The 24198-nt window shown below is 65.8% G+C and carries 22 protein-coding genes; 10 read left to right on the forward strand and 12 right to left on the reverse strand.

The genetic code is table 11. The annotated features are described in order from the left end of the window. Window positions 1-3: 3 nt before the first annotated feature. The 3 genes from Q6A47_RS19345 to Q6A47_RS19355 all read right to left on the reverse strand — a co-directional run bounded on the left by Q6A47_RS19345 (window position 4) and on the right by Q6A47_RS19355 (window position 4930). A complete protein-coding gene (locus Q6A47_RS19345) occupies window positions 4-1272 on the reverse strand; it encodes a carbohydrate porin (protein ID WP_039577444.1) in 1269 nt (422 codons plus the stop codon). A gap of 107 nt (window positions 1273-1379) precedes the next feature. Beyond that, window positions 1380-3797 (reverse strand): glucose/quinate/shikimate family membrane-bound PQQ-dependent dehydrogenase, encoded by a 2418-nt coding sequence (locus tag Q6A47_RS19350; RefSeq protein WP_304485104.1) that lies wholly within the window; start codon window positions 3795-3797, stop codon window positions 1380-1382. A gap of 218 nt (window positions 3798-4015) precedes the next feature. Continuing rightward, window positions 4016-4930 carry an AraC family transcriptional regulator gene (locus tag Q6A47_RS19355; RefSeq protein WP_304485105.1) on the reverse strand — a complete coding sequence of 305 codons (915 nt, stop codon included), beginning with the start codon at window positions 4928-4930 and terminating at the stop codon, window positions 4016-4018. Between the two features lie 101 nt (window positions 4931-5031). Between Q6A47_RS19355 and Q6A47_RS19360 the strand changes: the two genes are divergently transcribed. The 5 genes from Q6A47_RS19360 to Q6A47_RS19380 are packed head-to-tail and all read left to right on the forward strand — an operon-like array spanning window position 5032 to window position 9467. Beyond that, window positions 5032-5592 carry a carboxymuconolactone decarboxylase family protein gene (locus Q6A47_RS19360; protein ID WP_029614370.1) on the forward strand — a complete coding sequence of 187 codons (561 nt, stop codon included), beginning with the start codon at window positions 5032-5034 and terminating at the stop codon, window positions 5590-5592. 45 nt (window positions 5593-5637) lie between these two features. Continuing rightward, window positions 5638-6702, forward strand: coding sequence for an acyl-CoA dehydrogenase family protein (locus Q6A47_RS19365; RefSeq protein WP_295485288.1), 1065 nt, complete (start codon window positions 5638-5640; stop codon window positions 6700-6702). Beyond that, window positions 6699-7520: an ABC transporter ATP-binding protein gene (locus Q6A47_RS19370; protein ID WP_029614372.1), complete on the forward strand. Its 822-nt coding sequence runs from the start codon at window positions 6699-6701 to the stop codon at window positions 7518-7520. Before Q6A47_RS19365 ends, Q6A47_RS19370 begins: the two co-directional genes overlap by 4 nt. Beyond that, entirely contained in the window at window positions 7507-8712 is a 1206-nt protein-coding gene (locus tag Q6A47_RS19375) for an ABC transporter substrate-binding protein (protein WP_304485106.1), read from the forward strand. The genes Q6A47_RS19370 and Q6A47_RS19375 overlap by 14 nt, the downstream gene beginning before the upstream one ends. Continuing rightward, window positions 8712-9467 (forward strand): ABC transporter permease, encoded by a 756-nt coding sequence (locus tag Q6A47_RS19380; RefSeq protein ID WP_116888118.1) that lies wholly within the window; start codon window positions 8712-8714, stop codon window positions 9465-9467. Before Q6A47_RS19375 ends, Q6A47_RS19380 begins: the two co-directional genes overlap by 1 nt. 3 nt (window positions 9468-9470) lie before the next feature. Here the strand turns inward: Q6A47_RS19380 and Q6A47_RS19385 are convergent, their stop codons facing one another. Beyond that, window positions 9471-10736, reverse strand: coding sequence for a D-amino acid dehydrogenase (locus tag Q6A47_RS19385; RefSeq protein ID WP_304485107.1), 1266 nt, complete (start codon window positions 10734-10736; stop codon window positions 9471-9473). A 47-nt stretch (window positions 10737-10783) separates the two neighbouring features. Beyond that, window positions 10784-11638: an EcsC family protein gene (locus Q6A47_RS19390; RefSeq protein WP_116888120.1), complete on the reverse strand. Its 855-nt coding sequence runs from the start codon at window positions 11636-11638 to the stop codon at window positions 10784-10786. A 201-nt stretch (window positions 11639-11839) separates the two neighbouring features. On the opposite strand from Q6A47_RS19390, the gene Q6A47_RS19395 reads away from it, so the two are divergent. From Q6A47_RS19395 to Q6A47_RS19410, 4 genes are read left to right on the forward strand one after another with little or no spacing between them, the layout of a single operon-like run. Next, window positions 11840-12061 carry an MbtH family protein gene (locus Q6A47_RS19395; protein WP_029614377.1) on the forward strand — a complete coding sequence of 74 codons (222 nt, stop codon included), beginning with the start codon at window positions 11840-11842 and terminating at the stop codon, window positions 12059-12061. A 3-nt stretch (window positions 12062-12064) separates the two neighbouring features. Then, complete coding sequence (locus Q6A47_RS19400) at window positions 12065-12784, forward strand: thioesterase II family protein (protein ID WP_304485108.1); 720 nt, start codon at window positions 12065-12067, stop codon at window positions 12782-12784. A gap of 60 nt (window positions 12785-12844) precedes the next feature. Further along, window positions 12845-13396, forward strand: a complete 552-nt coding sequence (locus Q6A47_RS19405; protein ID WP_304485109.1) for a hydrolase — start codon at window positions 12845-12847, stop codon at window positions 13394-13396. Then, the gene (locus Q6A47_RS19410) at window positions 13393-14475 is read left to right on the forward strand and encodes a DUF1615 domain-containing protein (RefSeq protein WP_304485145.1); all 1083 of its coding nucleotides are present in this window, start codon (window positions 13393-13395) and stop codon (window positions 14473-14475) included. The genes Q6A47_RS19405 and Q6A47_RS19410 overlap by 4 nt, the downstream gene beginning before the upstream one ends. Before the next feature lie 102 nt (window positions 14476-14577). Here the strand turns inward: Q6A47_RS19410 and Q6A47_RS19415 are convergent, their stop codons facing one another. The 6 genes from Q6A47_RS19415 to Q6A47_RS19440 form a co-directional block, all read right to left on the reverse strand. Then, on the reverse strand, window positions 14578-16092 hold the full coding sequence (locus Q6A47_RS19415; RefSeq protein ID WP_304485110.1) for a DHA2 family efflux MFS transporter permease subunit: 1515 nt from the start codon (window positions 16090-16092) through the stop codon (window positions 14578-14580). After that, window positions 16082-17224, reverse strand: a complete 1143-nt coding sequence (locus Q6A47_RS19420; protein WP_304485111.1) for an HlyD family secretion protein — start codon at window positions 17222-17224, stop codon at window positions 16082-16084. The genes Q6A47_RS19415 and Q6A47_RS19420 overlap by 11 nt, the downstream gene beginning before the upstream one ends. Beyond that, window positions 17221-18666, reverse strand: coding sequence for an efflux transporter outer membrane subunit (locus Q6A47_RS19425; RefSeq protein ID WP_304485112.1), 1446 nt, complete (start codon window positions 18664-18666; stop codon window positions 17221-17223). Before Q6A47_RS19425 ends, Q6A47_RS19420 begins: the two co-directional genes overlap by 4 nt. 104 nt (window positions 18667-18770) lie before the next feature. Then, window positions 18771-19496: an AraC family transcriptional regulator gene (locus tag Q6A47_RS19430; RefSeq protein ID WP_116888125.1), complete on the reverse strand. Its 726-nt coding sequence runs from the start codon at window positions 19494-19496 to the stop codon at window positions 18771-18773. A 145-nt stretch (window positions 19497-19641) separates the two neighbouring features. Then, window positions 19642-20865 (reverse strand): MFS transporter, encoded by a 1224-nt coding sequence (locus Q6A47_RS19435; RefSeq protein WP_304485113.1) that lies wholly within the window; start codon window positions 20863-20865, stop codon window positions 19642-19644. Window positions 20866-21051: 186 nt separating this feature from the next. Continuing rightward, window positions 21052-21492 carry a hypothetical protein gene (locus tag Q6A47_RS19440; RefSeq protein WP_304485114.1) on the reverse strand — a complete coding sequence of 147 codons (441 nt, stop codon included), beginning with the start codon at window positions 21490-21492 and terminating at the stop codon, window positions 21052-21054. A gap of 350 nt (window positions 21493-21842) precedes the next feature. On the opposite strand from Q6A47_RS19440, the gene Q6A47_RS19445 reads away from it, so the two are divergent. Then, on the forward strand, window positions 21843-22043 hold the full coding sequence (locus tag Q6A47_RS19445; protein WP_304485115.1) for a hypothetical protein: 201 nt from the start codon (window positions 21843-21845) through the stop codon (window positions 22041-22043). Window positions 22044-22880: 837 nt separating this feature from the next. Here the strand turns inward: Q6A47_RS19445 and fapF are convergent. After that, complete coding sequence (fapF, locus tag Q6A47_RS19450; RefSeq protein WP_295485262.1) at window positions 22881-24173, reverse strand: fibril amyloid transporter FapF; 1293 nt, start codon at window positions 24171-24173, stop codon at window positions 22881-22883. Window positions 24174-24198 lie beyond the last annotated feature (25 nt).

A 24198-nucleotide genomic window follows, 5' to 3' on the forward strand; every position in this document is an offset into this window, starting at 1 on the left:
GCCTCAGAAGCTCGCTTTGACCTGCAAGCCGACGATCAGCGCGTTATCGATCGCTTTGCCGGAGAAGGCGCCCGGCTCGATGATGTATTGCACATCGGGGCGCAGGTTCAGCCAGGGCGTGGCCTGGTAGCCATAGCTCAACTCGATCAACTGCTCGGCGCTGTCCAGGTCCGGGAAGTCGCGACCGGCCTCGAACGCCGAGGCCTCCAGCACCTCACGGCTTCGCGGGTTGGGCACGGCACGGCCGTAGCCCAGCGCCAAGGTGTCGCGTGGGCGACCCTCGAAGGGCTTGTATAGCACCACGCCCGCGCCGTACCAGCGGGTGAAGGGCGAGGCCGCCTTGCTCGACGCCGAATACTGCCCGAAGGCATGCAGGCTGCGCCCGGCCGAGGTTGAATCGTTCCACAGGGCCTGGTCGATCAACAAGTAATGGCCACCGCGCCCGGCCACTTCGCGGTCGCTGCCGATGCGCCGCACATTCGAGCTGTCGTAGTAGTAGCCCAGTTTGTATTCGCCCGGCAGTTCGCCCTGGAGCTTGTACACCAGTTCCACCGGTAGCACGGTACCGGTGGTGTGCTTGGGCCCCAGGTGCCAGGCGCGGCTGGAATTGCCATTGCTCTGCGGGTCGACGTTGAAGGCGGCCACGCGCAGTTGCCAGGACGGCGAGAAGTCGTACTTCAGGCGTGCCCCCAAATGTGCGTTGGGGTAGTTGGTCCAGCCGCTGCCGCCGGACATGTTCAGCGGGTGACCGCAGAAACCGGCGTTCATGAAGTTGCACAGGATGCCGCTGTCCAGGCCGCCCAGGTCGTTGCCCATGGCCATGTAGCCGAGTTTCACGTTCAGTGCCGGGGTGAACAGGCTGCGTTCGTAGCTCAGTTCGGTCAGGCGGGTGTACAGACCACCGTAGTTTTCCTGGATCGGCAGGCGGTTGCCCACCAGGTCCGCGGAGGCGCTGTTGCCGCGACGGTCATTGATCGTCAGTTGGACCTTGCCGCCATTGTCCAGGCCGTACAGCTTCGACAGGTCGAACTGCACGCCGAGCTTGACGTTTTGCGAGTAACGCGCCGAGCGGCGCAGGCCGCCATGGGCGTTGTAGGCGGTTTCGCCGCTGTAGTCGCCCGTGAAGCGGATGCCGTCGGCTTCGAGCTGGGAGCGCAGGCCGCCCCAGTCGCCGCTCAGGGTGGTGCGCTGCATCAGGTCGCCGTCGGCCAGGACGGCAGTGCTGGCCAGGGCCAGCAGCAGGGTAGGGGTCATGCGGGTTGCGGATGGCATTGCGGGGTCTCGGGTAGTCTTTCAGGGCCTGTCTGCGGATAAACCCACACCTACAGCAGTTGCGCGACTGCAGGTGCGGGTTCACCCGCGAAACAGGCGACGCGGTCTCAAGGCAAGGCGTAGGAAATCACATAGTCGCCACGGTCAGTGGACTGCCGCGCCCCACCGGCGGTGATCACCACGTACTGCTTGCCGGTCTTGGGCGAAACGTAGGTCATCGGCCCGCCCTGGCTGCCGACCGGCAGACGCGCCTTCCAGATTTCCGCGCCGTTGCTGCTGTCGTAGGCGCGCAGGTAGAAGTCCTGGGTGCCGGCGATGAACACCAGCCCGCCCTGGGTGGACAGGGTGCCGCCCAGGGTCGGCAGGCCGATCTTGATCGGCAGGTGCATGCGGATACCCAGGGGACCGGTGTCCTCGACGGTGCCCACCGGCACCTGCCAGGCGATCTTCTGGGTCTTCATGTCGATGGCGGTGAGGGTGCCGTAGGGCGGAGCCTGGCACGGAATGCCGGCCACCGACAGGAAGCGGTTCTTGTTCACCGCATACGGCGTGCCCTTGAGCGGCACCGCGCCCATGCCGGTGTTCAGTGCTTCGCCGCCGGAGGTGGCCTGGCCTTTGTTCTGCGACGGGATCATCTGGATCCACAGGCCCAGGCGCATGTCGTTGACGAAGATGAAACCGTGCACCGGGTCGGTGGACAGGCTGCCCCAGTTCATGCCGCCCAGCGAGCCGGGGAAGCTCAGCGACAGGTCGGTGCCTGGCGCGGTGTACAGGCCGTCGTAGCGCATCTTCTTGAAGTCGATGCGGCACAGCAGTTGGTCATACGGGGTGGCCCCCCACATGTCCGACTCGGTGAGGGTCTGCGCGCCGATCTGCGGCATGCCGACCGATTTGGGCTGGGTCGGCGAGTACGGCTCGTTGGGGATGTTGCTCGGCTTGACCGGTACTTCGTCGACCTGGGTCAGCGGTTTGCCGGTGGCGCGGTCGAGCACGTAGATCTGCCCGGCCTTGGTGCCGATCACCACGGCGGGTACGGTGCTGCCGTCGGGCTTGGTGAAGTCGATCAGGCTGGGCTGCATCGGCAGGTCGAAGTCCCAGAGGTCGTTGTGCACGGTCTGGTACACCCACTTCTCGTTGCCCGTGGTGGCGTCCAGGGCCAGCACCGAGGCGCCGTAGGTGTGGTCGAGCTTGCTGCGTTCTACGCCGTAGATGTCGGTGGACGAGGAACCCATCGGCAGGAACACGGTGTTCATCGCCGGGTCGTAGGACATCGGCGCCCAGCTGTTGGGTGTGCTGCGCACGTAGGTGCTGCCGTCGGCCGGGGCCTGGCGGTCTTGTGGGTTGCCCGGGTCGAAGGCCCAGCGCATCTGCCCGCTGATCACGTCGAAGCCACGGATCACGCCGCCGGGCATGTCGGTCTGGACGTTGTCGGCCACGCGGCCGCCGACCACCACGGTGGTGCCGGCCATCAGGGGCGCCGAAGAGAGCTGATAGTAGGAGTCCGGCACGTCGCCCAGGCCGGCCTTGAGGTCCACTTGGCCGTTGTTGCCGAAGCCCTGGCAGAAGGCGCCGGTGTCGGCATCCACCGCGATCAGGCGGCCGTCGATGGTGTTGGTCAGCAGGCGGCGCTGGCAGTTGGCGCCCGCCGGTACGCTGGCGACAGTGACCGGCGTGCTGTTGGGCTGGCTCGGCTGGGCGGTCGGCACGGTGGCGTCGAAGTAGGCCATGCCACGGCAACGCTGCCAGACTTTGGACTGGGCGTTGATTTCGTTCTTCCACAGCTGTTTGCCGGTGTCGGCATCCAGCGCGATCAGGTTGTTGTGCGGGGTGCAGATGAACACCTTGTCACCGACCTGCAGCGGGGTGAGCTGGTCTTCGGCGCCGTTGCCGTCGCTCACGGCCACGTCACCGGTGTGATAGGTCCAGGCGACCTTGAGCTGGTCGACGTTGCTGCGGTTGATCTGGTCCAGCGCTGCGAAGCGGCTGCCGCCTTCGGTGTTGCCATAGTGCGCCCAGTCTTTCTGCTCGGTGCCTGGCTTGACGGCGGTCAGGCCCGGACCGTTACCGGTGGGGGCGACACTGGGGTGAGCGACGAACATGTTGCCGGCAGCGATGACCACCACCACCGCCAGCACCGCCGCCACGCCGAACGCGCCACGGCCGGCGCGGGCGCCAGCGGCGCTCACCAGCAGCGGGTAGATCAGCGCCACCACGACGCCGATCACGGCGAACATGAACAGACGCGAGAACAGCGGCCAGAACACCAGGCCGACGTCAGCCAGCGCCCAGATCAGGGTGCCGATCAGGAACGCCGCGTACAGCCAGGCGCCCGCGGTCTTGCGGCGGGCGATCAGCAGCCCGGACAGGGTCATGGCCGCGCCGCCGATCAGGAAGTACCAGGAACCGCCCAGGCCGGCCAGCTTGATGCCGCCGGCGGCCAGCAACAGGCCGAGCAGGGCGATGATCACGCCCAGTCCTAGAAGGATGAAGGTTGAGGCGCCGGAGGCGCGGGGTGAGTTGTTCATGCCAGGGATCTCGCAGGTGGAATGTGCGAAGTCTAAGCCCTTAGCAAGCTAATTAACAAGTTGGTACATTTTGTTTTGTGACGGATTGTCGCAGGGCTGGCAGGCGTCATTTGAGAGAGTGTGTCGACATCGAGTCGATAAAAGAGGCGAAATACGGGTAAACGCCTCAGCAGCAGGATTCGACCAAAGTCGAGGCGCAGATCCCTCTCGGCGGCTATTCAACCTTTGAGTTCATGCTGCTTTCGATAGGCACCCGGTTGCACCCCGACCGCCTTGGCGAAGGCTCGGGTAAAGGCCGCGACCGACTGATAGCCGGCCTGCGCGCCGACCTGTTCCACGGTATTGCCCGCGCGCAGCAACTGGCAGGCATGGCGCATGCGCAGCGCCAGCAACACTTGGCCTGGCGACTGTCCGGCCAGTTCGTTGAAACGCTTGAAAAAGGCCGAGCGCGACAGACCGGCGCAGGCCGCCATGCTTTCCAGGGTCCAGGCCTGGCCCGGCGCATCGATCAGGCGTTCGAGCAGTCCGGCGAAGGCCGGCTGGCGGGCGAGGGCGATCAGGCCGCCCAGCGAGTCTGCACCTTGGCCATGCTGGCGCAGCACGTAGAGGAACAACAGGTGAGTGAGGCGTTCGAGCAAGGTCTGCGACGGCGCGGGTACCCGTCGGCACTCTTGCAGGATCAACTCGAACAGCGCCCGCCCAGCGCTTCCGGCAGGGTCTTCGGCGCGCAGCACGATCCAGTCGGCCAGCCCCTCGACGATCAGCGACGACAGCCCGGACTGGAACTGGAAGAAGCCGCACACCAGGCCCACACCGTCGCCGGCCTCCAGGTCCAGGGGCTGCATGCTGCGTCGCGGCTGGGCGCAGGCGTCGTGCGCATCGGCGTCGCTGGACAGCCGGTAGGGCAAGTCGCGCAGCAGGAACACCGCATCGCCGCTGTCCAGGCGCAGCGGCTCGGGCTGGCCGTCCAGGTGCAGCCAGCAATGCCCCTGGACCACCAGGTGGAAGCTGGCGCGGCCCATCCCCTGCGTGCTGGCGTGCCAGCCGCCGCAGTAACGGCCCACGTGGAACAGGCTGGCATCGAACTCCAGGCCCTCTAATAACCAATCGACGAGATGGCAAGACGAAATCATCTAATGCAAAGACTCAGGAGCAAGGAAAGGCGACTGATGAATATGGATGCGGCTTCTTATAACCAACAGACTGTAGGGACACTGTCAAAGGAGACCCCTCCATGTCCTCGCGCATTACTCTACACACTCTGCAGAGCGCCCCGGAAGCGGCGCGCCCGTTCCTCGAGAGCGCGCAGAAGAATTCCGGCTTCATCCCCAACCTGCTGGGCATCCTGGCCAACGCCCCTGCGGCGCTGGAAACCTATGTGACCGTGTCGGCACTCAATGGCAAGTCCGAACTGACCTTGGCCGAGCGTGAAGTGGTGCAGTTGATCGCCGCGACCAATCACGGCTGCGATTTCTGCGTGGCCGGCCATACCGCCGTGGCCCTGAACAAGGCCAAGCTGCCGCCCGCCGTGGTCGATGCCCTGCGCGCCCGTGGCGAGCTGCCCGATGCGCGCTATGAAACCCTGGCCGCATTCACCCGCGAAGTGATCGCCACCCGTGGCAACGTCAGCGACGCCACCTACCAGGCCCTGCGCGACGCCGGCTTCACCGAGGGCAACGCACTGGAAGTCATCTTGGGCGTGAGCCTGGCGACGCTGTGCAACTTTGCTAATGTGTTCGCCCAAACACCGCTCAACGACCAACTGAGCCAATACCGCTGGCAGCCCGAGGCGTAATCCGCGCCCGTTGCCGGCACCCGGCGTGATCAAAGGAGTAGGGACATGCTTGATACTGCATTTCGTCACTGGCTGGATGCCAATGCCGAGGCAATCGACCAAGGCCAGTGCGACCCGCACCGGGTCCTGGCGCACATCGCCGAATCGCAGGTGCTGCGTGTCGGCATCGCGCCGGCGCTGGGCGGCAGCGGTGGCGATGTCACTGATGCGGTGGAGGCCATCGCCGCCATCGCCAGCCGTTCGCTGGCCTCGGCGTTCGTCTGCTGGGGGCAACGCGCCTTCATCGAATACCTGTTGCACAGCCCCAACGAGGCGCTGCGCGAGCGTCTGCTGGCCGACCTGCTGAGCGGTGAATTGGCCGGTGCCACCGGCTTGTCCAACGCCATGAAGTTCCTCTCGGGCATCGAGGCCCTGCAGGTGCAGGCGCGTGCCCAGGCCGATGGCTGGACGCTCGAGGGCCGCCTGCACTGGGTCACCAACCTGCGCCAGAGCGGTTTCGTGGTGGCCGCCGCGATCGAGGCCGAGCAGGGCCAGGCACCCTTCGTCATGGCCATTCCCTCCGCCAGCGTGGGCCTGGAGCGCTCCGACGACCTGCAACTGATGGGCCTGCAATCGAGCAGCACGGCTGCGCTGGCGTTCCATCAAGTGCAACTGGACCGCAGTTGGCTGCTGCACGACAACGCCCGCGAGTTCCTGCCGCGCGTGCGCCCGGCGTTCCTGGCGCTGCAATGCGGCATGTCCATCGGCCTGGCGCGACGTGCCCTGGATGAGGTGCGCGAGCACCTGCAGGGGCGTGGCTCGTTCCTCGCCGAGGCCGAGCAGGTGCTGCGCGAGCGCCTGGAAAATACCGTCGGCGAGCTCAAGCAAGGCCTGCTCGATGGGCGTTTCCTGGCCCAGCCCGCGGCGCTGTTCAAACTGCGCATCACCTTGGCCGAAAGCGCCGCCGATGCTGTGCAGATGGAGCTGCAGGCCAGCGGCGGCAAGGCTTACCTGACCGCCTATGGCGAAGGCTTCGCCCGCCGCTGGCGCGAGTCGGCGTTCGTGCCGATCGTCACCCCGAGCCTGGTGCAACTGCGCGCCGAGCTGCAGCGCCAGGCGGCCAGTGTATGACCGACGTGCTGCTCGAAGCCCGCGCCATCAGCCTGGGCTACCCGCGCGACGGCGGCTGGCAGGCGGTGCTGGAACATTTCGACCTGCGCCTGGCGCCTGGCGAGGTGGTGACTATCCTGGGGCCCAGCGGCGTTGGCAAATCCAGTCTGTTGCGGGTGCTAGCGGGGCTGCAGCAGCCTGGCGGCGGCAGCGTGTCGCTGCATGGCCAGCCGCTGCAAGGACCGCACCCGCGCCTGGCCGTGGCCTTTCAGGACCCGAGCCTGCTGCCCTGGCTGAGCTTGGAGAAGAACGTCGCCTTTGGCCTGGATTTCGCCCGCCAACCGAAGCTGGCCGCTGATCAGCGCCGGGCGCGGATCGACCATGCCATCGAGGCGGTGGGCCTGAGCCATGCGCGCAACCAGTACCCGGCGCAACTCTCCGGCGGCATGGCCCAGCGCACTGCGTTGGCCCGCTGCCTGGCGCGTCAGCCCGAAGTGCTGCTGCTCGACGAACCCTTCGGGGCGCTCGACGAAGTCACCCGTGCCGACATGCAGCAACTGCTGCTGCAATTGATCGCCACGCACAATACCGCGGCGGTGCTGATCACCCACGACATCGACGAAGCGCTGCTGCTGTCGGACCGCGTGCTGCTACTGGGCAATCACCCGGCGCGCACCTTGGGCCAATGGCACATCGACCTGCCGCAGCCGCGTGCACAGCGGGTCGAGGAACTGGGCGCGCTGCGCATCGACATACTGAAAACCCTACGGCAGGCGAGCCGCCCCACCTCACATCCTTCCTCACCCCTGTCGTCGGAGTCCGTTCATGTGCATGGATGATTGCTGCTCTTCCTCTTCGCGTCGCGATTTCATCAAGCTCAGCGCCATGCTCACTGCCGCCGGCGCCCTGCCGATGCTGGCGAGCCTGCAGGCGCGCGCCGCCGCCGAGCCCGATGCGCCGGTGCGCATCGGCTATTTGCCGATCACCGACGCTACCCCGCTGCTGGTGGCACACAACAACGGCCTGTTCGAGGCCGAGGGCATCAAGGCCGAGCGTCCGGTGTTGCTGCGCAGTTGGGCGCAGGTGATCGAGGCGTTCATCTCCGGGCAGGTCAACGTGATTCACCTGCTGTCGCCGATGACCGTGTGGGCGCGCTACGGCAGCAAGGTGCCGGCCAAGGTGGTGGCCTGGAACCATGTCGGCGGCTCGGGCCTGACCGTGGCACCGGACATCACCGACATGAAGCAACTGGGCGGCAAGACCGTGGCGATTCCGTTCTGGTACTCGATCCACAACGTGGTGCTGCAGCAGATGCTCGCCGACAGCGGCCTTACCGCGGTCTCCAAGCCGGCCACTGCGGCGTTGGCGGCCAACGAAGTGAACCTGCTGGTGCTGCCGCCGTCGGACATGCCACCGGCCCTGGCCAGCAAGCGCATCGCCGGCTACATCGTTGCCGAACCGTTCAACGCCCTGGCCGAGAACCTCAAGGTCGGGCGCGTGCAGCGCTTCACCGGTGATGTCTGGCGCAACCATGCCTGCTGCGTGGTGTTCATGCACGAGCACGACCTGAACAACCGTCCCGAGTGGTCGCAGAAAGTGGTCAACGCCATCGTCAAGGCCCAGCAGTGGACCCGCGAGCACCGCGCCGAGGCGGCTGCGCTGCTGTCCAAGGCCGGCCCGAACAAGTACACCCCGCACGAACCGGCCGTGCTGACCAAGGTCCTGGCACCCTCGGCAGAGGACCGCGCCGCCTACCTGGCCAGCGGCGCCATTCGCCATGCGCAGTGGGATGAACGGCGCATCGACTTCCAGCCGTACCCGTTCCCCAGCTACACCGAGGAACTGGTCAAGCGCCTGAAAAACACCCTGATCGAGGGCCAGAGCGATTTCCTCGCAGCGCTCGATCCTGCGCAGACGGCCCGTGACCTGGTCGACGACCGCTTCGTGCGCAACGCCATCGCCGCAGTGGGCGGGCCCTCGGTGTTCGGCATCGCCGACAGCTTCGAGCGCAGCGAGGAGTTCGCGGACTGATGCGCAAGCCTGTGATCCATGCTGCCCTGGGCCTGGCCGGACTGGTGGCGTTGTTGCTGTTGTGGTGGGCCGGGGTGCGGGTGTTCGGCGAGGCCGATGGTTTGTCGGCGCGTTTCTCACCCCAGGCCACCTTGGCCAGCCTTGCCGAGTTGCTGGCGCACGGGGAGGTCTACGGGCACATCTGGGTGAGCCTCAAGCGCATCCTCATCGGCCTGCTGCTGGCGTTATTGATCGGCGTGCCGCTGGGGCTGCTGGTGGGCAGCTACCGGCACCTGGAGGCGGCGACCACGCCGGCCTTCCAGTTCCTGCGCATGATCTCGCCGCTGTCGTGGATGCCGGTGGTGGTGATGCTGATGGGGGTGGGCGATCAACCGATCTACTTCCTGCTGGCCTTCGCCGCGCTGTGGCCGATCCTGCTCAACACGGCGGCGGGGGTGCGTCAGCTCGACCCGCGTTGGCTGCAACTGTCGCGCAGCCTCAGCGCCACGCGCTGGGAAACCCTGTGCAAGGTGATCGTCCCCGGCGTGATCGGCCATGTGCTGACGGGCGTGCGCTTGGCCATCGGCATCCTGTGGATCGTGCTGGTGCCGTGCGAGATGCTCGGCGTCAGCGCCGGGCTGGGCTATTTCATCCTCGACACCCGCGACCGCCTGGCCTATTCGGAACTGATGGCGATGGTGCTGTTGATCGGTGCGCTGGGCTTTTTACTCGACGCCCTGGCACGTGGGCTGCATCGGCGCTGGGTGCATGCCTGAGCGTCAGTTACCCGCGCCATGGGCTGCCAGGCTGAAGGGCGCCAGGTCCACTGGCGGCTGCGTCTGGACGATCAGTCGAGCGAGGCCCTCGCCGCTGGCGCAGGCCAGGGTGAAACCCAGTGGGCCGTGACCGACATTGAGCCACAGGTTGTCCAGGCCCGGCGCCCGGTCGATGATCGGCTTGCCCAGCGCAGTGGCCGGGCGCAGGCCCGCCCAGGCTTGGATCTGGCGCAAGTCCAGGGCGGGAAACACTTCGCCGACCTGCCGCTTGAGCAGGGCGATGCGGCGCTCGGGGGCGTGCGCTGTGCGTGCGCCCAGATCCACCATCGCAGCGATGCGCAACGAATCCCCGAGCGGCGCGTAGAGGATCTTGCGGCTGGCATCGGTGATGCTGATTTTCGGCAGGCTGAGGTTCTCGTTCAGCTGCACGCTCAAGGTGTAACCGCGCAGGGGGTAGAGCGGCAGGTCGATGCCCAGCGGCTTGACCAACGGGACGCTGGCGATACCGCAGGCGATCACGAAACCATCGGCCGGCAGGCGATCCTCGCCCAACCTCAATGCGGCAAGCCGCGAACCGCGCCGCTCGAAGCCGCTGACCGCTTCACCCAAGTGCAAACGCACGTTGCGCATCCCCTGTAATTGCCGTTTCACACCCTCGCAGAACAGACGGCAGTTACCGACCGCATCCCCTGGCGTGAAGATCCCGCCCGCCAGACGTTCAGCCACCGCGGCCAATGCCGGCTCCAGTACGGTGCACTCGCTCGCGCTGAGCACCTGGTGACGGGCGCCGGCTGCCTGCTGACGTTCGAGCAGTCTCGCGGCAGCGCTCAATGAGGCGGCGCTGCGATGGATGATCAGCTTGCCGCTGTGGCGCAGGTCGAAGTCGATGGGGGTGTGCTGCAGCAGCTCGGTCATCAGCGTCTGGCTGCGCAACGACAGGCTGAGCATTTCGCCGAAGGTCTGCTCGACCCGCGATGCTCGGCACGCTCGCAGGAACGCCAGGCACCAACGCCACTGCCGAGGGTCCAGGCGCGGTCGCAGGTGCAGGGGGGCTTCGCGCGACAACAGCCAGCGGGGCAGGTGGCCCAGCACCGACGGGTCGGCCAGGGGCGCGACGTTGTTGTAGCTCAACTGCCCGCCATTGGCGAAGCTGGTTTCCAGCGCCACGTCCTGGTTACGCTCGACCAGCGTGACCTCGAGCCCGGCCCGCGCCAGGTACAGCGCGCTCGATAGGCCAATGACGCCTGCCCCCACTACCACGACGTGCATGCCATGCCCCCTGATCCGTGATCCGCTCCCGAGTATGGCCGGGAATCTCAATGGGTGCGTGGTCGGCTCTGACTCAACGCGGTATACGCCGCCCTGACCTCATCGAACCCGTAGCGCGCCTCCAGCCGCTTGACGATGAAATGGCCGCGCGCCATGTCCTGGTAGAAACGGGTGAACAGGGTATTGATCGTTGCCCCGGTCACCGCGCCGATGACCGGCACGGCCTGGGCGGCGAACTTGCTGGAAATGGTCACTCCGAAGCGCGTGGCGACTTTCTCGATCAGCAGCGCCAGCCACTTGCCGGCCTGCGCCGGATTGAGGTTCTTGACCGCCGAGGCGCCCTGGCGGGCGGCGATTTCAGCCAACTCGCGGGACACATGCTGCAAGGTGCGGCTGGTGAAACTGCGGGTCAGGTAGTAGCCGGTTTCGGCGGCGTCGTCGCTGTCGCCGGGACCGCCCAAGGCGAACACTTCGATGCACGCCTGCTTGGTGCTCAGCTCGCTCAGGTCGAAGCCTTCGCTGCGTGCCACGTCCGCGACGGCGCGCATCATCAAGGTGGTGGACACCGGCAGTTCGACGAACAGCGCCGGAGCACCGAAAGCGCCGCCAAGCGCGCCGCAGGTGGCGGCGTAGAATTTATGCAGGCGTGTCGAGGCGGCCGTGTGCGGACGATTGTCCAGGCTCCACAGCGCCGCCTCGGCCGACGTGTGCAGCGCGGCCTTGACCGCGCCGTTGATGCGCTTGGCCACCGGGCCGGGCAGGGCCTTGACCGCGCCTTCGATGGGCGAGCCGATCAAGGCCGAGAGCTTGGCGGTGAGCGAAGGCGACTCGAGCAGGGCGACGGCGCGCTTGAGGTCGTTGTAGTCTTCGGGGTGGTCTTGGATAGGCACCAGAGTCTCCAGGGCGTGTCGGGCATTAGGTCGGCGGGATAGTCTTCTGACCCTCGCGTGGCGCTGATTTCACCCGCAGCGGACAGATGGATTATTTTTGCCGCAGACCGTGGCGGTCAACACGGCATAATTTTCTGCGCGCGGCTTTCGTTACCCTCAAAGCTGCCCTGGGTCCAGAAGGACCGGGCCACCATCATCCCAAGGAGATTGCCAATGACTTCCGTATTCGACCGCGACGACATCGTGTTCCAGGTTGTGATGAACCATGAGGAGCAGTACTCGATCTGGCCGGACTACAAGGCGATTCCCGCCGGCTGGCACGCTGTGGGCAAGAGCGGGCTGAAAAAAGAGTGCCTGGCCTACATCGACGAGGTATGGACCGACATGCGTCCGCTGAGCCTGCGCCAGAAGATGGCCGAAGCGGCGGCGCAGTAAGCGGTGAGCGCACTCAACCTGCTGTGCCTGCCGTACTCCGGTGCCAGCGCCATGGTCTACAGCCGCTGGCGGCGCAAGCTGCCGGCCTGGCTGCAGGTGCGTCCGGTCGAGCTGCCGGGGCGTGGTGCGCGACTGGCCGAGCCTTTGCACACCGACATGCAGGGCCTGGCCCGGCAACTGGCCAACGAGCAGCGCCTGGCCGCCAGCACGCCCTACGCGTTGCTCGGCCATAGCCTCGGTGCGCTGCTGGCCTTCGAGCTGGCCCATGAGCTGCAAGCCCTGGGCTGTCCGCCACCGGTGGCGCTGTTCGCCTGCGGCACGGCCGCGCCCACGCGCCGCGAAGGCTATGACGGTGCCAACTGGCGCGAGCCCAGAAGCGACGCCGAGCTGATTGACGAACTGCGTGAGCTGCAAGGCACGCCCGAAGACGTGCTGGCCAACCAGGAGCTGATGAGCCTGACCTTGCCGGTGCTCAGGGCCGATTTCCTGCTGTGCGGGCGCTACGCCTACCGCCAGCGCACGCCGCTGCGTTGCCCGCTGCACGTGCTCGGCGGCACGGACGACCGCGCCACCGAGGAGCAACTGCTGGCCTGGAGCCGGGAAAGCCTGGGCGAGTTCTCGCTGGAGCGATTCCCCGGTGGGCACTTCTTCATCCATGAGCATGAGGACCGCGTGCTGGCCACGCTGACCGCAGCCTTGGAGCCCCATCGCCTGACCGCGTGATTGACGCGGCCGTTGTCCTGCGGGAGGCTGGGCGCTTTCTTCAGGACAAGGGCCGTCCCCATGCTCATCGATCCCCGCCAGGCCACGCTGCTCGTGGTCGATATCCAGGAACGCCTGATCGGCGCCATGAGCGACCCGCAGGGTATGCGTGAGCGCGCCCGCTGGCTGCTGGCCGCCAGCGCCGAGCTCGAGGTGCCGACCGTCATCTCCGAGCAGTACCCCAAGGGCCTTGGCCCGACCCTGAGTGAGCTCAAGGCCGCTACCCCCCAGGCCGAGGTGGTGCAGAAGCTGCATTTCTCGTGCGTGGCTGCCGACTGCCTGCCGCCCAGCCTGCTGGCGCGCGAGCAGGTGATCGTCTGTGGCATGGAAACCCATGTCTGCGTGCTGCAGACCGTCTTGGGCCTGCTGGCGCTGGGCAAGCAGGTGTTCGTGGTCGAGGATGTCTGCGACAGCCGCACGCCGGCGAGCAAGGCGGCGGGTCTGGCGCGCATGCGCGATGCCGGGGCGCAGATCGTCACCGGCGAGATGGTGCTGTTCGAGCTGTTGGGCAGTGCCAGTCATCCGCTATTCCGCCATATCAGCAAAACCTACCTGGTGGGAGAGCGCTCCTGAACCGCGTGTGGTTGGCCAGCGCGGTACTGCTGCTGGCCGTGCTCCAGGGCTGCGCCGGGCGTCGGGAGCAGGCGCCGAGCGCCGACCCGGCCCAGGTGCGCGCCGAGCTTCTGCGTCTGTTGCCCACCACGCTCAAGGATCGCCAGGGCTGGGCCGAGGATATTCAGGTGGCTTTCGCCGCCCAGCGCCTGGAGCCCAGCCGCAGCAACCTGTGCGCGGTGCTGGCGGTGACCGAGCAGGAGTCGACGTTCAGCGCCGATCCGCAGGTGCCGAACCTGGGGCGCATTGCCCGTGAGGAAATCGACCGCCGCGCCGCACGCTTGCACATTCCCGGTCTGCTGGTCGACGGTGCGCTCAATACCCGTTCGGCCAATGGCCAGACGTACCAGCAACGCTTGCAGGCAGTGCGCAGCGAAGGGCAGCTCAGCGCCCTGTTCGACGACTTCCTCGCCGGCCTGCCGTTGGGCGAGTCGCTGCTCGGCGGTTTCAACCCGGTGCGCACCGGCGGGCCGATGCAGGTCAGCGTCGATTTCGCCCAACGTCATGCCCAGGACTACCCCTATGCGCACGAGGGCAGCCTGCGTCAGGAGGTGTTCACCCGCCGTGGCGGCCTGTACTTCGGCATCGCCCATCTGCTGGGCTACCCGGCCCATTACGAGCGGCCGCTGTATCGCTTCGCCGACTACAACGCCGGCTGGTATGCCAGCCGCAACGCGGCGTTTCAGGCGGCGCTGAGCCGGGTGACGGGCACTGCGCTGGCGCTGGACGGCGACTTGATCGCCCCGGGCGCGTTGCTGCCGGGCACCACGGAGCGCGCCGCACGCCGCCTCGGCACGAAGCTGGGGCTGCGCAACCCGCAGATCCGCAGCCAGTTGGCGCTGGAAAACAGCCTGGCGCTGGAAGACAGCGCGCTGTATCGCGGCGTGTTCGCCCTGGCCGATGCCCAGGCCGGTAAGCCGCTGCCGCGCGCGGTGTTGCCTGGGATCGTACTGCAGAGCCCGAAGATCACCCGCACGCTGACCACCGCATGGTTCGCCGAACGGGTGGATGGGCGCTACCAGCGCTGTTTGCAGCGCTGAGGGGCAGGGGCGGACTTGGCCTTGTACGCGTGTGATCCATGAGCGGGCTTGATGGGTACGAGCAACGCAGGGCGCTGAACGTTGAGCCCTGAGCGCAACCTTTCAGGCGCCCCCAGCCCGTCTACCGCGCAGCAGCAGCGAAGCCAGCGCGCAGCCGGTGAGCGCCAGGCACGCCAGGAAGAACGCGTCGCTGTAGGCCATCAGGTAGGCCTCGCGACGGACCGTCGTCGCCAGCATTTCAAGCATCTGCTGCGGATGGGCCAGCCAGGTCTGCTGGCCGATCCGCTCTTGGACGCCTGCGGAAAACACCGTCACATGCTCATGAATACGCTCGCTGTGCACCCGCTCGCGGGTGGCGACGATCTGCGTCAGCACCGCCGTGCCAATGGCGCCGCCGAGGTTGCGCAGCATGGAGAACACCGCCGAAGCCGAGCCCGCCTCGCGTTTGTCCAGCCCGGCGACCGCCAGCACCGACAGCGCGACCATGATGAACGGCTGGCCAATGCCGCGCACCACGGTCGAGGGGATGATCACGTTGTCGGCGCTGTCGGCCGTGAGGCTCGCACCCAGCCAGCAGCCCAGCGCCATGATCAGAAACCCGCTGGCGACCATGAACTTGGCGCTGGTCCACTGCATCAGCCTGGGCATCAGCGGCGCCAGCAGCAGTTGCACCAGGCCATAGGCGATCAGCGCCACGCCCACGTCGCGGGCGCTGAAGCCCTGCAACTGCGACAGGTAGTTGGGCACCAGGAACACCAGCCCGAAGGTGGCCGCGCCGAAGATGAACATCGCCACGCTGGCCACGCCGAAGTTGTAGTGCCCCAGCAGGCGCAGGTTGATGAAGGCGCGCTTGCCCAATAGCTGGCTGAGCACGAACACCACCAGGGCGATACCCGCCATCAGGCTCATGCCGAGGATGTAGGACGAACTGAACCAGTCCAGACGGCCACCTTCCTCCAGCACGATCTGCAGCCCGCCCAGGCCCAGCACCATCGCCGCGATGCCCAGCCAGTCGCCCTTGCGCAGCAGTTCCAGGCGCAGCGCACGGGCGTCGATGGACCAGGCGATGGCTGCCAGCAGCGCCACCCCGGGAATCAGTTGCAGGTAGAAGATCCAGCGCCACGAGTAGGCGTCCGTCAGCCAGCCGCCCAGCGACGGACCGGCGGCCTGGGCCACGCTGTTGGCCAGGCTGAACAGCGCCATGCCCATGGGCATGCGGCTGGGCGGCAGCTCGGTGATGATCAACTGGAACGACAGCGGGATCAGCACCGCCCCCGCGGCGCCCTGGATCACGCGCAGGAGGATCATCGCCTCCAGGTTCGGTGCCCAGGAGCAGGCCACCGAGGCCAGCAGGAAAATGAACGAGCCGGTCCACATCACGCGGCGCAGGGCGAACACCTCCACCAGCCAGGCCGTCAGCGGAATCATGACGATTTCCGCCACCAGGTAGGCCGTGGAGATCCACGAGCCTTCCTCGAAGCTGGCGCCCAGCGAGCCGCGGATTTCCGGCAGCGCCGCGCTGGTGACGTGCACGTTCATCCCGGCCATGAAGCAGCCCAGCAGCCCGCCCAGTACCGCCACCCAGGCGCGCAGCGAGACCGTGCGTTCAGTGCTCATCGCCAGGCTCCGCGCGGGTGTCGACGCTGGTCAGCACCGACATGCCGGGCAACAGGGTGATGCCCTCGGCGGGATTGTCGAGCAGGATACGCACGGGAAAGCGCTGGACGATCTTGGTGAAGTTGCCGGTGGCGTTGTCCGACGGCAGCAGGGCGAAGACATTGCCCGAGGCCGGCGATAAGCTGGCGACCCGGCCATGCAGGCGCGCCTCGGAAAAGCTGTCGACGCGGATCTGCACCGGTTGTCCGGGGCGCATGCGCGCCAATTGGGTTTCCTTGTAGTTGGCCACCACGTAGGCCTGCTGCACCGGCACCACTGCCAGCAGCGGTTGGCCCGGCACCACGTATTGACCGGCACGCACGCGGCGCTGGCCGACCACCCCGGCGATGGGCGCGCGGATCAGCGTGTCCTGCGCGTCCTGCTCGGCCAGCGTCTGCCGCGCCTGGGCCTGGACCAGCGCCGCCTGCTGCTGCTCGAGCACTGCGCCCGCCTCGGTGGCGCGCGCCTGGACCATGGCCAGGGTCGAGCGCGCCTCGCGCCACGCCGCCTGTGCGCCTTGCCAGTTGGCCTCGGCCTGGTCCGCACTGGCACGGGCGCTTTCCAGGCGCTGGGCGGTCGCGGCGTGGTCGCGCACCAAGCCACGATAGCGCGTGAGGTCCAACGCACTGCGGCGACGTTCGGCGGCGGCACTGCGTTGCGTGGCCTCGGCCTTGAGGATCGCCTCGCGCTGCTGATGGATGCCCTCGGCGGCGATCTGCTGTCTGGCCTTGGCGACGTTCAGCGCGGCCTGCGCTTGCGTCACCGCCGCCTGCGCCTGGTCGAGACGGGCGCGGTAATCGTCGCTGCGCAGCTTGACCAGCACGTCGCCGGCGTGCACCGGCTGGTCGTCTTCGACCATGACCTCGGCCACATAGCCGGCCACCCGTGGGCTCAGGGCCACCCAATCGGCGCGCACGTAGGCATCGTCGGTGGTTTCCAGATAACGCCCGGTGCTCCACCAGTGGCCACCGTAGGCCAGCACGGCGAGGCCCGCCAGGCCGGCCGCACCGACCCAGAACAGGCGGCGACGGGCGGCCTGACGCTTGGCATGGGCGGTGGCAAGCGCATCGTCAGGGGTTACGGCAGTGTTCATGGTCGCACGTCCATTTCGGTGGTTTGCCAGCGCCCGCCAAGGGCGCGGAACAGGTTGACCTGGGCCTGGGCCAGGCGACCGCGCGCCAGCACTTGCGTGGCGCGCAGGGTGATCAGCTCGCGTTCGCTGTCGAGCAGGGCGAGGCCGTCCAGGCTGCCGGCGCGGTAACCGGCGTCAGCCAGGGCGTAGCCGCGCTGGCTGTGCTGCAGCGCCGCATCCAGGCCCTGCACGTGGCGTCGTTCGCCGTCGTAGCGAGCCAGCGCCTCACGCACGTCCTTGAGGGCGGCCAACGCCACGCTGCGGTAGTGCGCCACTTGGCCGTCGGCCAGCGCCCGGGCCTTGTCGAGGCGGGCGCGGTTGGCCTTGAGGTTGGGAAACTGCCAACTGATCAGCGGGCCGATGGCGAAGGTCATGGCGCGGCTGCTGCCGAGCCGATGCGGGTGTGAGTCGGCGGCGGTGAATGCGGCGCCGAAGCTCACCTGCGGATACAGGTCGGCCTGGGCGATGTCGATCTGCAGCCTGGCAGCGCGCAGTTCGCGCTCGGCCTGACGCACGTCGGGGCGACGTTGCAACAGGTGCCAGCCATCGCCCACGGGCAAGGGTGCGGACAGCGTGGGAATGACCGTGCAGCGATCGAGCGGGCGGGCATTGGCCTGGCCGCTGAGCAAGGCCAGCTCGAAGCGGGCGATCTGCTGCCGGGCTTCGAGCATCGGCATGCGCGCGCGCACCTGCTCGCGCAGGCCCAGCAGCCGCTCGCTGTCCAGTTGGGTGGTCACGCCGGCCTGCACTTGGCGCTCGCTCAGGCGCACGCTGCGTTCGAGCGAGTCCAGGGACTGCCGGGCCTGGACCAGGCTGGCGCTGGCCACGCAGTGGTCGAGGTAGGCGCGGGTCGTCTGGGTGGCCACTTGCAAGCGCACCTGTTCGAGGGCGGCGCGGCCGGCCTGGGCCTGGGCGCGTGCCCGTTGCAGGCTGGCCTGCACTTGGCCCCACAGGTCGAGCTGGTAAGCCAGTTCGATGCCGGGGCTGAACTGCCACTGGCTCGGCGCGTGGCGGTCGTTGACCTCGGCCAGGGTCTGCTCGTCGCTGCGCTTGCCGTAGGTGGCGCCCAGGGTCAGCTCGGTCGACGGCCAGCGCCTTGAGTCGATTTCGCCAATGCCGGCCAGCAGGGCCTGGACGTTGGCTTCGGCCTGGGCCAGGTCCTGGTTGTGCGCCAGGGCCTGCTCGACCCAGCGGTTGAGCTGCGCATCGTCGAACAGCGCCCACCAGCGTTCGGGCAACGGGCGTTGCTCAAGACCGGCTGGCAGATCACGCAATGGCCCGTCTGGTATCACGGCAGGCGGGTCTTGCGGCGCAGGTGGCCCGGCGCAGGCGGCGAGCAGGACGAGCGCGCCAAGGGTCAGCCCGCAGCGGGCAGGGTGGCGCAAGGGAAAAGGTGGAAACATCGCATCGTTCGCTTGAAAGGTCGTGCTGCAAGCTTAAGGAGCCCGACCCCCAGGGTGCTGTCGCCAACGGGACAAGTCCGCGCGCGCTAAGGCCAACCTGGGGCTCAGCGATCCTGCGCCTGCGCACCGCCCAGCACGCCAAGCTGCCAGTCGCTGGGTGCATGCCCGAGAATGCGTTTGAACATGGCGGCAAAGGCGCTGGCGCTCTGATAGCCATGCTCCAGCGCCACGGCCAGGATCGGCCTGCCAGCGGCCAGGTGCTGCTGACTGAGCATGACCCGCGCCCGCGCGCGCCATTCGCCGCAGGACATGCCCAACTCGCGCTGAAACAGCCGCGCCACGTTACGGGCGCTCATGTTCAACTGCGCACCACAAGCCTCGAGGCTCAGTTCCTGGGAAGGCTCTTCGAGGAAGCGCTCGCACCAAGCGCGCAGACGGGCATGCTCGGGCATCGCCACGAACCCTTCGACGCGCCGGGCATGGGCCAGTTCACGGCGGATCAGCGCCCGCACATGTTCGCCTTCCTGCGCGCCGAGCATGCGCGAAGCGGCGAGGATCAGCTCGCGCAGCAGCCCCGATACCACGATCAGTTGGCAGCGCTCGGCCTGGCCGTCGAGCAGCAAGGTCCGCAGGCACACCGCACCTTGCATGTGCAGGGCGTGGCTGACCCCGGCCGGCACCCACAAGGCGTGGCCGCCGGGAATCACCCAGTTGCCGCGTTCACTGCTCACGCGCATCACGCCGCAGGCGGCGTAGAGCAGTTGATCTTCGGCGTGACAGTGGCTGGCGATGTGTTCGCCAGATCGATAGTCCATCTCCAAGGCTTGCATGCACGAGGCTCCAATTGATTGGATCCAATCATACGTGGGCGCAGCGCGCATGGCTTGCTAAGAGTGGCGTGGATTTGAGATCAATTACCTTTGTATGCCGTCCATGGCGCATAGAAAGGTGAATTATTGCGTGATAGAGGCAAGTTCAAGCAGATTGCGTGGCAGCGCTATTGCTCACGTGGCGCCCAAGCACCAGCACGGTGACGAAGCCGCAGCCGACCAGAGCCGTGGCCAGGCTCAGCAGCATCGGGCTGCCGAACTGATCGACGATGCGCCCACCGAAGAACGAACCCAGGGCGATGATGACCTGGAACATCGCCACGAACAGCGGCATGCCGCGCTCCACGTCCTTGGGCGCGACCACGAACATCCAGATGTTGGCGCAGGCTGGAAACGCGCCGAAGGCGAACCCCCACAAGGCAATCAGCATCAGCGCACCGGTCAGACTGGTGGCAAAGGCGGGGAACAGCGCGGTACTGGTGCCGATCAGCAGGGCCACCAGCAGCAGGGTGTAGCGCACGCTGCGACTGGCAGCATAGCCGGCGAACAGGTTGCCGATCACTCCGGCCACACCGTAGAGCAGCAGCAGCGAGCCGATGGTCGGCCCGTCGAAGCCGGCGCGTTCCTTGAAGAACGGTGCGACGTAAGTGTAGGCGGCGAAATGTGCCAGGCCGATCAGCAGCACGGCGATCAGGCCCACCCGGGCCAAAGGATTGAGGAACAGGGCCGGCAGGTCGCTGACCCGAATGGCCTTTTCCGGGGTCAGCCGTGGCAGCAGGAACACCTGGGCCAGCAGCACCGGTACGCCCACCAGCGCCGTGACCAGGAAGGTCATGCGCCAGCCCATGAGGCCGCTGAGCCAGGTGCCCACCGGCACCCCCAGCACGGTGGCGAGGGTCACGCCGGCCATGATGATCGAGTTCGCCTGGCCGACGCCGACGCCCCGTGGCGCCAGGCGCCCGCTCAAGGCGATGGCGGTGGCCCAGAAGCCGCCGATGCTGATGCCCAGCAGCACGCGGCCGAGCAGCAGCAGATTGAAGTCGCTGGCGTACGCCACCACGGCGTTGGCCACGATCATGTTGAACGTCAGGCCTACCAGCAGGTAGCGGCGATCCAGCGCGCCGATGCTCACCGACAGCAGCGGCGCAGCGAGGGCCGCCATGATGCCGGGCAGGGTCACCATCAGCCCGGCGTGACCGGCGCTGATACCCAGGTCGGCGGCGACATCGTTGAGCACACCGACCGGGAGGAATTCGCTGGTCACCAGGGCAAAGGCGCCGACGGCCACCGAGAGGATCGCCAGCCATTGCTGGAGCAGGCTTTGTTGCGCATGTTCGGGACGGCCCTGATGGGCCGGGTTCGGCGGCATGATACAGATTCCAAGAAGAGGTCGCCTGGGGCAGGCGAGTGAGGCGGGGAAAAATGGAAGGCGATTATAGGAGGGCCTGCGGCCTGCTCCATAAGCAGGCCGTTCGATAGTGATCATCAGTCAGATCGATGGTGCGTGCCGCGCTTCAGCGCGTTGAGACGACAGGCGTCGGCCGACAGGAGGCGTTCAGTGGGTGAGGACTTTGGCCAGGATACGCCAACCCTTGTGCAAGGTTCTGCCGCATGTGGGTGATGCCAAGGATAGAGGGTCGCAGCAGACGGTGGCATGAACTGCGGGATTCGACCTGACCGTGAGTTGTCTTGGAGGCATGGCGGGTTCGCAGGTCATGGCCGGCCACTGGGGCGTCGGCTGATCGATGTGCAGCACTTTGAATGAAGCCCTGCCGTGCTCCACGTTGGGGATGGCAAGTTCGACGGTCATTCCAGTCAATGTAGTGAGGGTAATTCGGACATCGATAACTTCGTCATGAACGCCGTTGCACAGCAAACGAGTGATTTCATTACCGAACAAACCGGCGCCCTCGTTTTGCCCCCAGACATCGCCGTTATGTAGAGATGCCGTGACCTTGATAGTGCCTCTCGTATCCTTGAGTTTCAATGCAGACATACTCCTGTCAATGGCAAGGGACCCAGTGGCTCGTCTCGATGACCCCGGTAAGGTATCAGTTAAAAAAGGTCGAATGACTCCAACTCTGGAGCATTGGGTCAAAGGGGAGAGTCATTCGACCAAAGCACAGTTGGGAGCAACTGAGGATGGAACCGTCACAATTATGGCGGTAGCGCTTTCACGGGCCAATTGAAATTAATAACCGCGCTATTGGAAAAAACTATAGGGTTGCGAGCGTGCGATGCTCAGTTCTATAGTGACTGCCACTTGACGTTCTGTCGGGTGAGTGCTGAAGTCAGGTGAAAATGTGCCGTATTCCCACGGTACCCTAATTGAGAGGCGGTGATGAAATGAGTAAATATACGGTGACCTGTTTGCACTTGCACAGTCTGGCCCTTGGGCAGTTTGGTAAATTGACTGCCGAGATTCAATTGCCAGCGGGTTCGACGACCAACTATTCAATCCCCGCACCGGTCAAGTTGGAGCACATGAGTATCGCCGAACTGAAAGCGTACATCCTCAGGGATTTCGAGATGGCTAATCAGGATTGACCGCCCCCCTGATCGGCCTCTGAAGAGCGAACGTCATGCGCATACTCGGGCTATCTGCAGCAAGGGATTTGGCACAAGATTGTGTTCATAGATGCGTATCTTGGCGCCTGTCGGTGCGGCACAGACATCGATCACTTCACCGGCATGCACAGCACTCGGCACGATATTTTTTCGTGTCGAGAAGCCTGTGAACGTTGCGCCAACTATTATTGTTGAGTGTAACTTCGACATCAGGCAGGTGCTGTAAGTGCGTGGTGTTTTGTCCATGTTCAATGCCAGTGATGGTGTGTGCGGTGTTCACGAAAAGTCCGTCAGAATTGCTATGATCATGCCGGCGCTTAAAGGGGGCTAATTTGATTCGCTTGTTCATGGTCGGCTTGCGCTGAAGTACTATGGGTTTGGCAATGATTATTCCCTTCGGTGCTGATTTTGAAGCGGTTAGAGATGATGTTCATCATTGCCGTGAGCCATAGAATTGGTCTAATGCTCCTACTGCAGTGCCATGTATGGGCCTGCTGAGCGTCGCTCGGGGTTGTCAGCCCGCTGTGCGCCTCGGCATTAAGTGCGTTGTATCGAAATAGGTGATAGTTGCTAGCACTCGATTGAATTTTCCGGTGCTGTGCGTGGCGCGTAGTGTGAGCCCAAGACCCCGAAACTTGACGAGACGGGGAGGTCATCAAGGTGAACATCATGGGACTTATGGATGCGCTTCACGGTCTGGCTGCCATTGGTTTGGCCGGAGCGGTCATTCTGGCATTGGACTTTCCGTGGTTGGGCTTTCTGCCATTCTGAAAAGGATTGAAAAGCCTCGTCTGAGACGAGGCGAGGTGACAGTCATCAGAAGTAGTACGGGAATTTCAGGCTGAAGGTGAAGTCCGGCGCGTCCTCGGTGAGGCCGATCGAAAGGTTGGGCACGATGGTCAGGTGATCGCTGGCCGCCAGGGTCATGCCGACGTTGAAGTAGGCCGCGTTGGCGTCGCTGCTCTTGACGTCGGCCCAACTGTCGCCGGTTTCCGCGGATTTGATCCGCGAGCGCTTGGCGATCAGGTCCGAGACCGAGAACGACATCGACATCTTCTCGTTCAGCGCAAAGGCCACACCGGCCCCGACCTGGAAACTGTCGCCGATCTTCACCTTGCCCGGCACTTTCTGGTTGAGTGTGGAACTGACGTCGCCGAACGATTCCTCGAAGGTATGGGTATACGACAGGCTGCCGAACAGCACCGCCGGGTCGAAGGTCTTGACCAGCGAAATGCCTGGGCTGATCGACCACACGCCGTTGCCAGTGGGCAGGTCTTCGGGGTAGCTGAGGCTGTCGTTGGCAGTGTCGCGGCGCAGCTTGATGCCGAACGGGTCTTTGCCGGTCGGCGCCTTGACCCGCAGGCTGAACACCGCATCCGGGGTGTTCTCGGACTCGTCGAGGAACTTGTAGGCGACCCCGAAGTTGACGTCGCCCAGGGTCGGGTCGCGGGTCACGCTGCGTTCGGAAATGCCCTGGGCATTGTTGCCGACGCCGCCGGACTGGTAGGTCGATTCGCGGTAGATGATCGGGGCGTTGACGTCGAACTGCCAACGGTTGTCCAGGTTGTAGCGGGCGGTGAGGTCCAAGGTCCAGTTGTCGGCCTTGATCCGGTCCAGGTTGATGTTGCCCAGGAAGATCGAGTCCAGCGCCAGGAAGCCGTTGAGGATCAGTTGGCGGGTGTCGTAGCGGGCATAGCTGATGCCGGTCTCGACGCTGAAGCGGCCGCCGCCGAAGAATCCGCTGGCTTCGTCGTAGAGGTTGGAGACGCTTTGCGCCGGCGCCGAATCGTCCTTGAGCGATTCGCCATAGGACGCGCCACTGGCGCTGCCGGTGCTGCCTGCAGCGGCGATCGCCTGGTTGTTGCGCGGCGCTGAAGCCGGTGAGCGGGTCAGGCGCTTGGGAGGCGGCGCTGCCGGTTGCTCCTCGACCTGGCGCACGCGCTGCTCCAACACCATCAGCGCTTGTTGCTGCGCGTCGTAACGCTGCTTGAGCGCGGCCAATTCAGCCTTGAGCGCTTCCACCTGGGGATCGTTCGCTGCATACAGCAGCGACACCGGCAGCAAGGTTCCCAGGCACACAACTGCCCCCAACGACAACGATCGATGCATATGTCAGCCGTCCCTTCCAACCCCG

Source organism: Pseudomonas boreofloridensis, from assembly GCF_030580795.1.
GTDB lineage: Bacteria > Pseudomonadota > Gammaproteobacteria > Pseudomonadales > Pseudomonadaceae > Aquipseudomonas > Aquipseudomonas boreofloridensis.